We start from the raw sequence: 15,507 nt of genomic DNA, 5'->3' as shown, positions 1-15,507 counted from the left end.
AGCGCGGTTAAAGTGAAGAAGCAGGATCATCGAACCTGCCGACCCGCGCCTCGGCCCGCGGGCATGGAGACGCCGCATGTCGTTCAAGAAACTCCTGATCGCCAACCGCGGCGAGATCGCCATCCGCATCGCGCGCGCGGCGGCCGATGCCGGCATCGCGACGGTCGCGATCCATCCGGCCGATGACGCGCTGTCGCTGCACGTACGCGTTGCCGATGAGGCGATCGAAATCCCCGGCCGCGGCGCGCGGGCCTATCTCGATATCGAAGCGGTGGTGAAGGCGGCGAAGCGCGCCGGCTGCGACGCGGTGCATCCCGGTTATGGCTTCCTCAGCGAGAATGCCGCGTTCGCCAAGGCTTGCGCGGATGCGGGCATCGCCTTCGTCGGGCCGAAGGCGGCCGCGCTTGAACTGTTCGGCGACAAGGTTGCGGCCCGGCAACTGGCCAAGCGCTGCGGCGTGCCGATCATCGCCGGCACCAGCGGGCCGTCGGGCCTCGAGGACATCACGGCATTCTTCGAATCCCTGGACAAGGGCGCGGCGATCGTGATCAAGGCGATGGCCGGTGGCGGCGGCCGCGGCATGCGCGTCGTGGAGAATGCCGCCGATCTCGCGGAAGCTTATGCGCGCTGCCAGTCCGAGGCCAAGGCGGCGTTCGGCTTCGACGGCGTCTATGCCGAGCGCCTGATCCGCCAGGCCCGCCACATCGAGGTGCAGATCATCGGCGATCGCCATGGCGCGATCTCCCATCTCTGGGAGCGCGAATGCACCATCCAGCGCCGGCACCAGAAGCTGATCGAGGTGGCGCCGAGCCCGTCGCTCAGCGAGGCCTTGCGCGGCCGCATCATCGAAGCTGCGAAGCAGCTCGCGACCGCGGCGTCCTACGACAATCTCGGCACCTTCGAGTTCCTGGTCGACGGCACGGCCGAGGACAGCTTTGCCTTCATCGAGGCCAATCCGCGGCTTCAGGTCGAGCACACCGTGACGGAGGAAGTGCTCGGCCTCGACCTCGTCCGCGCCCAGCTCGCGGTCGCCGCCGGCGCAACATTGGCCTCCCTTGGTCTGGCGCAGGGCTCCATCCCAAAGCCGCGCGGCTACGCCATGCAGCTCCGCGTCAACATGGAGACGCTGGACGAGCTGGGGGCGACGCATCCGACCGGCGGCGTGCTCGCCGTGTTCGAGCCGCCGTCGGGGCCCGGCGTCCGCGTCGATAGCTTTGGTTACGCCGGCTACAAGACCAGCGCGGCGTTCGACTCCCTGCTGGCCAAGGTCATCGTGCATACGCCGGGCGAAGCCTGGCACGACATCGTGGCAAAAGCCTCCCGCGCCTTGCGCGAGTTCAGGATCGACGGCGTCGTCACCAACATCGCCTTCCTCCAGGCCGTGCTCGCACATCCCGATTTCAGGACCAACCGCATTGCGACCGATTTCATCGATCGCAACATCGCAAAGCTGGTCGAGGCGGCCGATGGCGCGGCAAAGCCGCTCTATTTTGCCGCGACCGAGCGAAGCGGCCATGGCGCGGAGACGCACGTCGCGCAGATCGTGCCCGAAGGCACGGTGATGGTTGCTGCGCCCTTGCAGGGAACCATCGTCACCATCCAGGTGAAGGAAGGCGAGATCGTGCGCCCGGGCCAGCAGCTCGCCGTGATCGAATCCATGAAGATGGAGCATCTGGTCATGGCCGAACAGGGCGGCCGCGTCATGAAGCTCGTCGCCGGCGATGGCGTTACCCTGATGCATGGCGAACCGATCATGTATCTGGAGCCGCTCGACGTCGCGGCCGATGCGTCGGCGGCGGAAGCCGATGTCGATCTCGACCACATCCGCCCCGATCTTGCCGAGCTGATCGCGCGCCAGGCCAATACGCTCGATGCGAACCGGCCGGCCTCGGTCGAGCGCCGCCGCAACACCAACCAGCGCACCGCGCGCGAGAACGTCGCGCAGCTCGTCGACGACGGCTCGTTCATGGAATATGGCAGCCTTGCGATTGCAGCGCAGCGGCGCCGCCGTAAGCTCGACGATCTCATCAAGAGCACACCGGCCGATGGCCTCGTGATGGGTGTTGCGACGGTGAATGCCGAGAAGTTCGGCCCCGAGGGTGGCCGCTGCATCGTCGTGGCCTACGACTACACCGTGCTCGCGGGCACGCAGGGCCACATGAACCACAAGAAGATCGACCGCATGCTGACGCTTGCGGAAGACTGGCGCGTGCCGCTGGTGTTCTATGCCGAAGGCGGCGGCGGCCGGCCCGGCGACACCGACCGGCTCGGCATGACCGGCCTCGACGGCCCGTCCTTCGTGCAGTTCGCGAAGCTCTCCGGTCTCGTGCCGGTTATCGGCGTGGTCTCCGGCTATTGCTTTGCCGGCAACGCCGCGATGCTCGGCTGCTGCGATGTCATCATTGCCACCAGGAACGCCTCGATCGGCATGGGCGGTCCGGCGATGATCGAAGGCGGCGGTCTCGGCGTCTATCACCCGGCCGAGGTCGGCCCGGTTACGTTCCAGTCACCGAACGGCGTGATCGACATCCTCGTCGAGGACGAGGAGGAGGCGACGCGGGTGGCGCAAAAATACCTGTCCTATTTCCAGGGCGCGGTGACGGAGTGGCAGGCCGCCGATCAGCGCCTGCTCCGTCGTGCGATCCCGGAGAACCGTTTGCGGGTCTACGACATCCGCAGCGTGATCGATCTCGTCGCCGACAAGGATTCCGTGCTGGAGCTGCGCCGCGACTACGGCGTCGGCATGATCACCGCGCTGATCCGTATCGAGGGCAAGCCGTTCGGCCTGATCGCCAACAATCCGCGCCATCTCGGCGGCGCGATCGATGCCGACGCCGGCGACAAGGCCGCGCGCTTCCTCCAGCTCTGCGACGCCTTCGATCTGCCGATCGTCTCGCTCTGCGACACGCCCGGCTTCATGGTCGGCCCGGAGGCCGAGAAGACCGCGATCGTGCGCCACGTCTCGCGCATGTTCGTGACAGGCGCGAGCCTTACCGTGCCGCTGTTCGGCATCGTGCTGCGCAAGGGCTATGGGCTCGGCGCGCAGTCGATGATCGGCGGCGGCTTCCACGCCTCCTTCTTCACCGCGGCCTGGCCGACCGGCGAATTCGGCGGCATGGGCCTGGAGGGGTATGTCCGCCTCGGCTTCCGCAAGGAGATGGAGGCGATCGCCGACCCCGAGGAGCGCGAGACCTATTATCGGAACAAGGTCGCCGAGCTCTATGCCAACGGCAAGGCGGTCTCGATCGCCTCGGTGTTCGAGATCGACAACGTCATCGACCCCGCCGAGACGCGGCGCTGGATCATGGCGGGCGTGCGCTCGGTGCCGAAGCCGCCCGCAAGGACGAAGAAGAAGCGACCCTGCATCGATACGTGGTGAGCGCAGTGCAGCAATAGCTGCGTCCCGGTTCCCGATTGACATCCCCGCCTGTGCTGCCAGACTTTGCACAATAATGCAGGGTGGAGACGTCCGCGATGGCCAGCCTTTCGGCCTCGAACCATGTCGCCCGTGTCTTGTCCGTCGCCAATCACGTGGCCGACGTCGATGCCTCTTCGCGCATCGCCAATTCCTGGCGGCGCTGCCTGGTGAGCCACAAGCTCGACCCCGCCCGCCAGGGCCCGCCGCAGACGCTCACCGAAGCCGAGATTCGCCACGTCGCCGGGCCCATGGAGGAGACGATCAGGCTGGCAACGCCCGAGCTCGACGATCTCGCCCGCGTGCTTCGCGACGCCGGCTACTGCGTTAATCTCGCTGACGTGAACGCGACCATGCTGTTTAGCCGCCTGCCGGGCGAAGCCGACGCAAAGATGTTTCTGGACTGGAAGATCTACACCGGCTCGAATTTCGCCGAGACCTTCGAGGGCACCAACGGGCTCGGCACTGCGCTTGCCGAAGAGAAGCCCATCCTGGTGCATCGCGACGAGCATTTTCGCGCGCAGTGGCACATGTTCTCCTGCGCCGTGGCGCCACTGTTCGATCAGGCCGGCCGGCTCGCCGGTGCCGTGAACATCACCTCGTGCCGCGAGGATCTCGAACGCGCCGGGCATCAGCTCGCGCTCGCGGTGACGATGGAGGCGACGCGGCGGATGGAGGGCGCGATCTTCCGCGGCCATTTCCACAACGCCTGGATCGCCACCGTGCCGGGCGACGGCGGCAGCGGCCTGCTTGCCTATGACGACGATCGCCGCATCGTCGGCGCCTGCCGTTCGGCGCGCGCGCTGCTGGGCCTCACAGACGGCTTGATCGCATCGGGCATCGATCTGTCGCGCTATATCAAGTTCGATCATCACGCGGCGCGTGGTGCGGACGAGGTCGTCGAACTGCGCCGCGCCGACGGCAGCGCGCTCGGGCAGGGACATGTCGCGCCGCCGCTGCGGGCGAGGCCGTCCACTCAGCGTCGTGACGTTCCCGTCGATCGTTTCGATTCGCTGCATCGGCTCGCAGGTCGCGATCCCGGCCTGATCAAAAGCGTCAAACGGCTGAGAAGCATCGGCGACCACAATCTGCCGGTGCTGCTGCATGGCGAGACCGGCGTCGGCAAGGATGTGTTCGCGCGCGCCATTCACGCGGCGAGCAACCGCGCCCGCAACCATTATGTCGCGCTGAACTGTGCGGCGATGCCGGAGAGCCTGATCGACGCCGAGCTGTTCGGCTATGAGGCCGGCGCCTTCACCGGCGCGCGCCGCGACGGCTCAAAGGGTCTGATCGTGCAGGCCAACGGCGGCACGCTGTTTCTCGACGAGATCGGCGACATGCCGATCGCGCTGCAGACGCGCCTCTTGCGCGTGCTCGAAAACCGCGAGGTCTGGCCGCTCGGCGCGCTCAAGCCGGTGCCCGTCGACATCCGCCTGATCAGCGCGACCCATCGCGATCTCAGCCGCATGGCGGAGGAGGGCGCCTTCCGCGCCGATCTCTACTTCCGCCTGCGCGGCATGGAGGTGCGACTGCCGGCGTTGCGCGAGCGCGCCGACAGAGACGATATTATCCGCCAGATCGCGCGCGAGGAGGCGCCGGATTGCCGCCTGTCGGACGAGGCCTGGGCGTTGCTCTCGGCCTATCCCTATCCCGGCAACATGCGCCAGCTCCGCCACGTCCTGCGGCTTGCCGGCTGCACGGCGGAGGACGGCGTCATCACGGATGCCGATCTCGATCTGCCTCCGTTCGGTGGAAGGACGGAGCCGGATCTGGTGGCGGCCGAGCGCGCGACGATCGTCGAGGCGCTACGCAAGCATGGCGGCCGCGTGACGGAGGCAGCGCGTGCGCTGAAGCTCAGTCGTGCCACGCTGTATCGGAAGATCAAGCTGTTGAAGATCGAGACGACGCAGTAGCGCCCAGTCGCATGCGGCGTTCTTTCTTCCCCTCTCCCCTTGTTGTGGGAGAGGGTGGATCGCCGCGTAGCGGCGAGACGGGTGAGGGGTCTGCCTCCGCGGATTCACTTCGCCATTTGCGTGCGCGGAAAGATACCCCTCATCCGGCGCTTCGCGCCACCTTCTCCCGCAAGGGGAGAAGGAAAAGCAGCAGGCGAGAAGCTTACGAAAAATCGCTCCAGCTCAGATGCCGCGAATCGAGGTCGCCGACTGAAACGGTGCCGCGGCTCTCGTGAGGGACGTGGAAGCTGCTGCGCAGATACACCAGCGGTGCGGCCTCGTCGGAATGCGAGACGCCACGCACCTCGCCGACGAAGATCGAATGCGTCTTGGTCTCGAACTCCTGCGCCAGCACGCAGTCGAATGCGGCGACCGCATCCGTCAGCACCGGTGCGCCGGTTGTGCCGCGCGTCCACTGTCCGAACGCAAATCGGTCGTCGCCATTGACGCCCTTCTGGCCGCTGAAGGTGAGCGCGAGCAGGGCGTGGTCCTCGTGCAAGAAGTTGATCGCGAAGGCGCCTTCCTCGCGGATGCGCGTATGTGCGCTGGCGTTGCGGTTGACGCAGACGATCAGGGACGGCGGATTGTCCGATAGCGAGCAGGCTGATGTCACCGTCAGCCCGGTGCGCTTGCCGTGCTCGGCGCCAACCGTGACCAGCGCAACCGCGCCGGCGCATTGGCGCATTGCCAGTTTGAAATCCTTTGCGTCGACGCTCACGCCGAAATCTCCGAAACGGGGCGGGTGCGACACGATTGCGCCGCACCCGCCGCGCGTCAAGCGGCCTTCTTCGCGGAGCCGAGATGCTTCAGGCGCGGCATCACCTCTTTGCTGAGCAGCGAGAGCGAATGGCGCCAGGCCTCCGGCTTGTGCTTGTAGTCGAAGCCGAACACCAGCAGCACGCCGAAGCCGCCGACCTCGTCGTAGATCTTCTCGATCTTTTCGGCGACGGTTGCGGGCGAGCCGACGATCCAGTTCCGCTTGGCGCAATATTCGACGGTGACGTCGCTATCGGGCACGTCGGGCGCGTGCTTCAAATAGTCCTTGAAGCCGAAATGGCCGAGCAGCGGCAGGAAGTACTCGCCCATCATCCGGCCCATCATGTCGCCGGTCGAGAGCTTCCAGGCCTCCTCGTCGGTGTCGGCGACGAACACCTCACGTACGAGGCGCCAATCCGCGCGGTTCGGCTTGCGGCCGGTCTTGGCGGCGCCGATCTCGACCGAATCCCAATGGCTGCCGACATAGGCCGGATTGAGGTTGAGGCTCATCGGAATGAAGCCGCGCTCGCCGGCGAGTTTCAGCGTGTCCGAGTTCTTCGAGAGCCCGGCAACGCCGATCGGCGGATGCGGGGCCTGGAGCGGCTTGATGTGGGGCTTGAGGAAGTCGAACATCGTGTCCGGCTTGGTCACGGTCCAGAACTTGCCCTTGTAGGTGAAGGGCGCGGGATCGGACCACAGCTTCAGGATGATCTCCAGCGCCTCGCGGGTCATGTCGCGGTTCTGTCCGCTCATGCCGTCGACGTTGAACATCGCCCAGTCGCTCGGCAGGCCCGAAGCTGCGACGCCGAAATTGAGCCGGCCCTCGGAGAGATGGTCGAGCATCGCGACGCGGTTGGCGAGCTCGGCCGGGTGGTGATAGGGCAGCAGGAAGCCGCCCGGCCCGATTCGGATATTCTTGGTCTGCATCAGCGCCTGTGCGATCAGGAGGTCCGGCGTGGGATTGGGTTCCCAGGGCGCGGTGTGGTGCTCGCCGACCCAGGCTTCCTGGTAGCCGAGCTCGTCGAGCCAGCGCATGACCTGCAGGTCCCAGTCGTTTCCTTCCTTCAGGCCGCACTCCGGCGGATGCGAAGGCATCGTGAAATAGCCGATCTCCATGGGTTTCCTCATCTGATGTTGACGCGTCTTGTTGCGCGTTCCTGGACTTGAACAGGACAGCTTTAGCAAGCGGTGTGCCACCGCATCGCAAGCCGTGTGCCAGCGCGACGAGCGCCTCAGACCTGCGAAAAATCGCTGGTTTGAGGCGGCAATAGCCGATATCCCGGGGCGGATTTGCGGGCGTCCGTCTCATTGTCGCGAGACGGCGTCTTAGCCGTGAGACCAAGGATACCCGTTGAGATGAGCGAACCCGCCTATGTCGCGGTGGACTGGGGCACCAGCAGTTTTCGGCTCTGGCTGATCGACCGCGCCGGCCAGGTGCTGGCTGAACGTCGCAGCGATGAGGGCATGCTGGCGGCGGCCAAGGCCGGCTTTGCCGGCGTGCTGCAGTCGCATCTCAAGGCAGTCGAGGCCCCGGGCCAGCTGCCGGTGCTTGTCTGCGGCATGGCCGGCGCCAAGACCGGCTGGGTCGAGGCCGGCTATGTTGACACGCCTGCGCCGCTCTCTGCCGTGCTGAAGCAGGCCGCGCTTGTGCCCGGCGAGACGCGCGATATTCGCATCCTGCCCGGCATCGCGCAACGCGATACCAAGGCGCCGGACGTGATGCGCGGCGAGGAGACGCAGCTGCTCGGTGCACTCGGTCTCGAGGCCGCAGGCGAAGCGCTGGTCTGCATGCCCGGCACGCATTCGAAATGGGTGCGCGTGAAGGACGGCACGGTCGCGCATTTCTCCACTTTCATGACCGGCGAGCTCTTCAGCGTGGTCTCGCGCGAGACGATCTTGTCGCTCGCGGTCGCCGGTGCCGATGACGCCGAGGATGTCGCGAGCTTCAAGGCGGCCGTGAAAGCCGCGTATGAAGCGCCGGCCTTCGCGGCCAACCTTCTGTTCACTGCGCGGTCGCGGCAGCTCCTGTTCGGCGGCACGCCGGCCGCCGCGCGCGAGACGCTGTCGGGCACGTTGATCGGCGTCGAGCTGGCGGCAGGGCTCTCCGGCACGGTGCCGAAAGCGGGCATCACGCTGATTGCCTCCGGGCGGCTCGCGATGCTGTACCGGCTGGCCTTCGATGCGCTGTCGGTCACCGTGCAGCCGATCGATGCCGATGAAGCCGTTCGCCGCGGCCTGTCGATGGCTGCTGCCGCGATCTGGACGAAATGAGAGGAATCTTGAGATGAGCGTTCCCTTTCCGCCGATGCAGCGTCCGCTGGTCGCGATCCTGCGTGGTGTGAAGCCCGAGGAGACCGAGGCGATCGTCGGCGTGCTGATCGAGGCCGGCATGACCGCGATCGAGATCCCCCTGAATTCGCCGGAGCCGTTCCGCTCGATCGCGACTGCCGCGAAGCTCGCGCCGGCCGGAGTCCTGATCGGCGCCGGCACGGTGCTGGCCGCCGCAGATGTCGATCGTCTCAATGACGTCGGCGGCAAGTTGATGGTCTCGCCGAATGTGGATACGCAGGTGCTCACGCGTGCACACCAGTACGCCATGGTGACGTTGCCGGGCGTGTTCTCGCCGACCGAGGCGCTGCTCGCGGCGCGCTCCGGCGCATCTGGCCTGAAATTCTTTCCGGCCAGCGTGCTCGGCGCGTCCGGTATTGCCGCGATCCGCGCCGTGCTGCCGGCGGGTGTGATGATTGCCGCCGTCGGCGGCGTCTCCGACCAGAATTTTGCCGAGTACATGAAGGGCGGCGTGACCGCTTTCGGGCTCGGCTCCAGCCTCTACAAGCCCGGCATGACGGCCGCCGATGTCGCCGCTCGCGCAAAGGTGACAATCGCGGCCTACGATCGGGCGATTGCGAAAGACTGACGCAGCAATAAACAAGCCGTGATCTCGTCATAGCCGCGCTTTATCCTATCTTGCTGCACCAGCGAGATCAGGAGACTGACATGGCGATCAACAACGTGGCCGATCTGTTCGTGGCAACACTCGAACAGGCCGGCGTCAAGCGCATCTACGGCATCGTCGGCGACAGTCTGAACGCTTTCACCGAGGCGCTGCGCCGCCGCGGCACCATCGAATGGATTCATGTCCGCCACGAGGAGGTGGCGGCCTTCGCGGCTGCCGGCGAAGCCGAGATGACCGGAAGCCTTGCAGTGTGCGCAGGCTCCTGCGGCCCGGGCAATCTGCATCTGATCAACGGGCTGTTCGACGCGCATCGCAGCCGTGTTCCCGTGCTCGCGATCGCCGCGCAGATCCCCTCGGCGGAGATCGGCGGCGGCTATTTCCAGGAAACCCATCCGCAAAACCTGTTCAGGGAGTGCAGCCATTATTGCGAGCTGGTGTCGGATGCGAGCCAGCTGCCTTACGTGATCGAGAACGCCATTCGTGCGGCGGTCGGCCTGCGCGGCGTCGCGGTTATCGCGATGCCCGGCGACGTCGCGTTCCGCAGCCCGCCCAAGCGCGCGCTGTCGACGACGCGCGGCCTTGCGCTGTCGGCGCCGAAGGTTGTGCCGCAGGCCGACGAGCTGAAGGCGCTCGCTGACCTCCTGAACGGTGCCGAGCGCATCACCCTGTTCTGTGGCCGCGGCTGCGCCGGCGCGCATGCGCCGCTGATGCAGCTGGCCGAAGCACTGAAGAGCCCGATCGTGCATGCGCTCGGCGGCAAGGAGCATGTCGAGTACGATAACCCCTACGACGTCGGCATGACCGGCTTCATCGGTTTCTCCTCAGGCTATGCCGCCATGCACGCCTGCGACGCGCTGGTGATGCTAGGCACCGATTTCCCTTACAAGCAGTTCTTCCCCACCGATGCGCAGGTCGCGCAGATCGACATCCGCCCGGAAAATCTGGGACGGCGCTGCAAGATCGATCTCGGCCTCGTCGGCGACGTCAAGCTGACCATCGAGGCGCTGCTGCCGCTGCTCAAGACCAAGACCCAGCGGAAACATCTCGACGACGCCATCGCGCATTACAAAAAGGCGCGCGAAGGGCTCGACTCGCTTGCGAAGGGGACACCGGGAAGCAAGCCGATCCATCCGCAATATCTGGCAAAAGTCATCAGCGACAATGCCTCCGACGACGCCGTCTTCACCGCCGATGTCGGCACGCCCACGGTGTGGGCCGCGCGCTATCTCGACATGAATGGCCGCCGCCGGCTGATCGGCTCGTTCGTGCACGGCTCGATGGCCAACGCCATGCCGCAGGCGATCGGCGCGCAGGCCTCGCAGCCCGGCCGCCAGATCATCTCGCTCTCCGGCGACGGCGGCTTCACCATGCTGATGGGTGACCTGATCACGCTGACCCAGATGAAGCTGCCGGTGAAAATCGTGGTCTTCAACAACGGCGTGCTCGGCTTCGTCGCGCTGGAGATGAAGGCGGCCGGGTTCGTCGACACCAATGTCGATCTTGAGAATCCCGATTTCGCGGCGATGGCGCGCGCGATGGGCATCTTCGCCAAACGCGTCGAGGACCCCGGCGAGCTCCCCGGCGCCGTGAAGGAGATGCTGGCCCATGACGGACCCGCGCTGCTCGATGTCGTCACGGCGAAGCAGGAGCTGTCGATGCCGCCGACCATCACGCCCGAGCAGATCAAGGGCTTCAGCCTCTGGGTGCTGCGCGCTGTGATGAACGGGCGTGGTGACGAGGTGCTGGATCTCGCGAAGACCAACCTGTTGCCGCGCTAGCCGCGCTTCACCGAAGGCGCGGGCAGCCTCTCGTGGCGGTGCTGGAAGCGCTGCCAGTGCAGCACGATGCCGATCAGCAGGGCCGGCACGAAGCCGAGTGCGATCAGGAAATACGGCAGCTGCGTCGGCGAGATGAATGCAATGGCGATATCGGAGATCAGCCAGAGCGCTGCGAACATCACCGCGAAATCGGTGCGCGGGCAGCGCAAATAATAGAACACAGCGGTGATGACGATGGCGGGCCCGATCGCGATGCCGATCATCACCGCGGTCAGCTCCTTCGGCGTCAGCGCGTCGAGCACCATCGACGCCAGCAGCCAGAGCGCGGCGAACATGGCGATGATGTCGAGCGGATGCCGCAATCCAATACCTCTCGCAGGAACCGCGCTATCGTTGTGGCCGGAACTCCGATCGTCAAGGGAAAATACGCCTATTCCTCGTCACTTCCAGGCGTTGGCCGCAGCATGAAATGGCCGAAAGCGGTGGCGATCGGCTTGTTCGCATCGTCCTGCCAGGCCCGCGCCTCGAAGGCGACGATACGCCGGCCCTGTTTCACGATCGAGACATTGGCGACGGTATCGAGGGCACGCCCGGATCGTAGATAGTTGACGGTGAGTCCGATCGGCTTGGGCAGCGCCGCGATGCCGAGCTCGCGCCTCACGCCGAGGATCGCGGTGGTCTCGAGGAAGGCGCCGGTCATGCCGCCATGGATCGCGGGCAGGATCGGGTTGCCGATGATCTGCGGCGAGAACGGCATCGTCAGCGTGCCATCGTTATTGACGCGAATGCCGAGGCAACGCGCGAACGGGCTGTTGGCGAACGGGCCGTCCGGATCGTCGGGCGCCTCCAGCGTCGGAATGCTGCGCGAGTCCATCCTGCGGTCCGCGAGCATGTTGGTGCGGTTGGCGCCGATCATGAAGCAGGCTGTCGCGGTTGCGACCGGATCGTCCTCGGAGTCCTGATAGGCGGTGGAGCGCACGAAGGCGATCGAGCGCGTCGTGCGGTAGCAGACCGAATGCGCCTTGATGTCGAGGCCCGGCGTCGCCGGCTTCTGATAATCGATGCGCAGATCCAGGGTTGCGATCGCGCGCGTGCCGTCGAGTGCAAGTTGCACCGCCATGCCGCAGCTCTCGTCCAGCATCGCAGTGACGACGCCGCCATGCAGCACGCCGGTCTCGGTGTCGCCGACGAAGACCGGACGATAGGGCAGGCTGGACCAGGCCTCGGCGGGGGCGAAGCGGTCGAGCTGGAGCCCGCTGATATGGCCGTAGTCGGAGCGGCGGCCCTTGATCGCCTCGGCGAGTTCCTCGAACGGCAGCGTGGTGGGTGAAGTGGACATGACGACGTTCTAGACCAGTGTCGGGCGCCGCGCAAAACCCCGAAAGGGGCTCATCAGGCAGGTCCGCAGGCAGGTCTGTCTGGGCCGGTTTGGCCTCGACACGGCGTGCCGAAGCAACGATGGTGGGCGCTTCGTCCGTCGACTAGCCCCAAGGAGTGCCCATGGCCGACCCCGAAACACCCGCCACCAATCAGGGGCCCGTGACCATTTCGAGCTCCAGCTCGGAACGGGCACCGATCATCTATTTCGACGGCGCATCCTGCTTCGGACACCACAACGGCGCGATCCAGATCGAGCTCGCCGCGAACCTGCTGATGCCGGTCGGTGCCGCCGTCAGGGTCGACGTGGTCCAGACCGCGCACTTGCGTTGCAGCGTGGCCGCAGCGCTGGCGCTGCGCGAGGCCCTCGACAAGGCGCTGGCGATGTACAGGCAGGGGCAGCAGCAGCCGGCGGAGGTGATCCCGACGGTGAAGAACTGAGATCGCGGGCGATCGCTTGTGAATGCGATCGCAATCTCTCAGCCCACATGCACCTTCGGCTTCTTGCCGCCGTTCCACTTGCCGTCGAGCACACGCTCGATCTGGGCGGCCAGCTGCAGCAGCAGGCCGTCATTGGCCTGCTTGGCGATGGCCTGGATGCCGAGCGGCAGGCCGTGGTCTTGCTCTGCCATCGGCATCGAGATCGCCGGCATGCCGCAGAGATTGGCCAGCGGCGTGAAGGCGAAGAAGCGCCAGAGATTGCCGAACCAGTCGAGGACGTCAGGATTGTCCGAGATGGTGAGATATTCCCTGGTGCCGACCTTTGGCGTCGGCAATGCGGTGATCGGCGTCAGGATCACGTCCCACTGCTCGAAGAACGCGCCGAAGCCGCGTGACGTGGTGTTGAACACGCCTTGCATCTTCGCCCGCTCGGCGAAGCTCGTGTGCCGGCCGGCTTCCCAGATCCTGATGTTCATGGGCTCGATCAGATCTTCCGGCGGCTTTTCCAGCCCGCGCGCGGCGAGCATGTTGGAGATCACCACGGCAAAATTGCTGATGTAGCAGGTGGTCTGTGCCGCGAAGGCGGCGCGGAAGTCGAGCTCGGGCAGCGCGTATTCGACGTGATGGCCGAGGCCTTCGAGGAAGCGGCCGGTCTTCTCCAGCGCGGCGGCGATCTCCGGCGTTGCGGTGTAGTCGCCCCAGGTGTGCGACAGCGCGATGCGAAGCTTTGACGGATCGCGCTTGATCATCTCGGAATAGGGCTGCGCCGTGGTCCAGAACGGCATGAACTCGCCGGGCGCAGGTCCACGGGCATGATCGACGAAGGCAGCGGTGTCGCGCACCGAGCGCGATTGACAGCCCTGGATCGAGACGAGGCCGGTGAGGTCGGACATGTGCGGGGCCAGCGAGAATACGCCGCGCGACACTTTCAGCCCGATATTGCCGTTGACGCCGGCGGGAATGCGGATCGAGCCGCCGCCGTCGGTCGCATGCGCGATCGGGACGACGCCGGCCGCGACCATCGCCGCGCTGCCCGCGGACGAGCCGCAGGTGGTGTAGTCGGTATTCCAGGGATTGCGCGTCACGTAGACGGCGGGATTGTCGGCCGAGCTGCACACGCCGAATTCCGGCGTCGTGGTGCGTCCGATCAGGTTGAGCCCTGCCTGGCGGAATTTACCGGTGAGGAACGTATCGGCCGCGGCGCGATTGCCGCGCATCAGCAGCGAGCCCATCTCCTGCAGTCGGCCCTTCATGGTCGGTCCGAGGTCCTTCATCAGGAAGGGCAAGCCGGCGAACGGGCCGGCGAGATTGGCGCCGTCCTTGGCCGGATCGGCGATCACGTCCTCGAACAGCTCGACCACGCCCGACAGTGCCGGATTGACCTTGGCCACGCCCGCGGCGGCCTGGCGCGCCAGTTCCTTCGCCGTCAGCTCGCCCTTGCGGACGCGCGCTGCCAGTCCGACGCCATCGTGCTGCGCCCATTCGTTCCAGCTCATCGGCAAAGTCATGAAGTCAAAATCCCCGTGGGTAGCGGCGTCACCTTTTTCGCAAGGGCCCGCGTGAATCAACTGAGCCGGCGCGAAGGGCAGGGTTGCGCCGGGCGGAGAGGTCGCCGCGTCATTAAGACAGCCGCGCGATCACCGCAACCGGGCCGCCGCCGGCCGGCCCCTGATGCTCGGCACCACCGGAGACATAGACCGCGCCGGTGCCGGCAAGGCCTGCGATCAGGCCGCCGACGGCCGCGCGGGCGTGGCGCGTCGAGCTGATGTCGGTATCCTCCAGCATGGTGTGGCGGAAGCCGCGCACGCTGCCATCAGGCGAGGCCTCGGCCTTGGCGAAGATATTGACGAGCTCGCGGCCCTCGGTGGCTAGCGGCGCGACGCCAAGCCCAACACCAAGGCCAACACTTTTCAGCGCCGACACCACCGCCGGGGCATCGATCGCATCGTTCATCACGGCATGTTCGATCTCGAACTCGCTCGCTGAAGATCCCGAGTTGCCGAGCACGATGATGACGTTGTGCATCAGCTCGATCCCTGACGAGGTGGACGCAACCGACGAGAACAGATCGTAGCGCCGCAGCACGTCGTCGTCGCTGACATCGGAAGCGATCTCGCCGAGCGCGACCGCGACCCCTAGCGCGGAGGCGCCGCGCGAATAGGCCATCGAGCTGTAGGCGCTGGTCGTGGCCGTCTTGTTGCCGCGCGCGTTTGCCGCTTCGACGCGGTCGCTGGTGAGCAGCGGGCATTTGATCTGCACGAAATGGACGTCGGCGGGATCGGTGATGCCGGCATCCGCCATCGCGGCAGTCACCGCCTTGGCCGTTTCCATGATCTGCGCGGAGCGGCCGATCTCTTCGGGGAGGAAGTCCCGGGTGTGCGCCATGCCGATGCTCAAGCGCTTGCCGGACATGCCTGCCGGGCGCTCAGCCTGGCGCCGCGTGAACACCGTGATATGCGGGCTGAGCACGCCTTCGGTGCCGCCCGACATCACGAAGGCGATGCGCTGCTCGACCGCCTCTGGCGAAAGGCCGAGTTCTGGCGCCAGCGCGGTGCACAACGCAGCAACGGCATATTCCCGCGTAAAATCGTTGACGCCGCCATTGCCTTCGGTCTTGCCGAGGATGGCCAAAATCGTTGTCGGGTCGATCGCGCCGGAGCCGATCATGGCCATGAGGCCGGAGACGTCGCCGGGGCCCTTGGTGGCGACCCTGAAGACGCCGACCGATGCTGTCCGCATTGCAGTCCTCGTGTGGAGTTCGGTGGTCCGGCGGGTCAACCAGCCGTGGAACGGACGCGCATGTCAAGGCACAAGCGGGGGTGCAGGCACCCA

12 protein-coding genes are annotated in these 15,507 nt (G+C 66.1%); 6 read left to right on the top strand and 6 right to left on the bottom strand.

Translation table 11 applies throughout. The features are described 5' to 3' along the window. The first annotated feature begins 76 nt into the window (after positions 1 to 76). A complete protein-coding gene (locus tag AC1DW2_RS27840; RefSeq protein ID WP_477007621.1) occupies positions 77 to 3,379 on the top strand; it encodes an acetyl-CoA carboxylase family protein in 3,303 nt (1,100 codons plus the stop codon). Between the two features lie 95 nt (positions 3,380 to 3,474). Next, a complete protein-coding gene (locus tag AC1DW2_RS27835) occupies positions 3,475 to 5,328 on the top strand; it encodes a sigma-54-dependent Fis family transcriptional regulator (RefSeq protein WP_477007620.1) in 1,854 nt (617 codons plus the stop codon). Between the two features lie 202 nt (positions 5,329 to 5,530). Here the strand turns inward: AC1DW2_RS27835 and AC1DW2_RS27830 are convergent, their stop codons facing one another. Continuing rightward, the gene (locus AC1DW2_RS27830; protein ID WP_477007619.1) at positions 5,531 to 6,085 is read right to left on the bottom strand and encodes a flavin reductase family protein; all 555 of its coding nucleotides are present in this window, start codon (positions 6,083 to 6,085) and stop codon (positions 5,531 to 5,533) included. A gap of 56 nt (positions 6,086 to 6,141) precedes the next feature. Next, positions 6,142 to 7,239, bottom strand: a complete 1,098-nt coding sequence (locus AC1DW2_RS27825; protein WP_063985464.1) for an LLM class flavin-dependent oxidoreductase — start codon at positions 7,237 to 7,239, stop codon at positions 6,142 to 6,144. 240 nt (positions 7,240 to 7,479) lie between these two features. Here AC1DW2_RS27825 and AC1DW2_RS27820 point away from each other — a divergent pair, with 240 nt between their 5' ends. The 3 genes from AC1DW2_RS27820 to poxB all read left to right on the top strand — a co-directional run bounded on the left by AC1DW2_RS27820 (position 7,480) and on the right by poxB (position 10,857). Next, entirely contained in the window at positions 7,480 to 8,394 is a 915-nt protein-coding gene (locus tag AC1DW2_RS27820; RefSeq protein ID WP_477007618.1) for a 2-dehydro-3-deoxygalactonokinase, read from the top strand. A 13-nt stretch (positions 8,395 to 8,407) separates the two neighbouring features. Then, positions 8,408 to 9,040, top strand: a complete 633-nt coding sequence (locus tag AC1DW2_RS27815; protein ID WP_477007617.1) for a 2-dehydro-3-deoxy-6-phosphogalactonate aldolase — start codon at positions 8,408 to 8,410, stop codon at positions 9,038 to 9,040. Between the two features lie 80 nt (positions 9,041 to 9,120). Continuing rightward, entirely contained in the window at positions 9,121 to 10,857 is a 1,737-nt protein-coding gene (gene poxB, locus AC1DW2_RS27810; RefSeq protein WP_477007616.1) for a ubiquinone-dependent pyruvate dehydrogenase, read from the top strand. On the opposite strand, the gene AC1DW2_RS27805 is transcribed toward poxB, so the two are convergent. Together AC1DW2_RS27805 and AC1DW2_RS27800 are read right to left on the bottom strand one after the other, a co-directional pair. Continuing rightward, positions 10,854 to 11,219, bottom strand: a complete 366-nt coding sequence (locus AC1DW2_RS27805) for a hypothetical protein (protein WP_038942774.1) — start codon at positions 11,217 to 11,219, stop codon at positions 10,854 to 10,856. The genes poxB and AC1DW2_RS27805 overlap by 4 nt on opposite strands. A 68-nt stretch (positions 11,220 to 11,287) precedes the next feature. Further along, a complete protein-coding gene (locus AC1DW2_RS27800; protein WP_477007615.1) occupies positions 11,288 to 12,196 on the bottom strand; it encodes a PaaI family thioesterase in 909 nt (302 codons plus the stop codon). 161 nt (positions 12,197 to 12,357) lie between these two features. Here AC1DW2_RS27800 and AC1DW2_RS27795 point away from each other — a divergent pair, with 161 nt between their 5' ends. After that, complete coding sequence (locus AC1DW2_RS27795; protein ID WP_028151536.1) at positions 12,358 to 12,675, top strand: hypothetical protein; 318 nt, start codon at positions 12,358 to 12,360, stop codon at positions 12,673 to 12,675. Between the two features lie 38 nt (positions 12,676 to 12,713). Here AC1DW2_RS27795 and AC1DW2_RS27790 read toward each other — a convergent pair whose 3' ends face one another. Both AC1DW2_RS27790 and atzD read right to left on the bottom strand, forming a co-directional pair. Further along, on the bottom strand, positions 12,714 to 14,183 hold the full coding sequence (locus AC1DW2_RS27790; protein ID WP_477007614.1) for an amidase: 1,470 nt from the start codon (positions 14,181 to 14,183) through the stop codon (positions 12,714 to 12,716). Positions 14,184 to 14,295: 112 nt separating this feature from the next. Then, positions 14,296 to 15,414: a cyanuric acid amidohydrolase gene (gene atzD, locus AC1DW2_RS27785; protein WP_477007613.1), complete on the bottom strand. Its 1,119-nt coding sequence runs from the start codon at positions 15,412 to 15,414 to the stop codon at positions 14,296 to 14,298. Positions 15,415 to 15,507: the final 93 nt, after the last annotated feature.

The sequence above is a fragment of the Bradyrhizobium sp. P3_C3 genome, from assembly GCF_056402655.1.
Note: the sequence above shows the minus strand (reverse complement) of the source record. Positions and strands in the feature narration are given on the sequence as shown.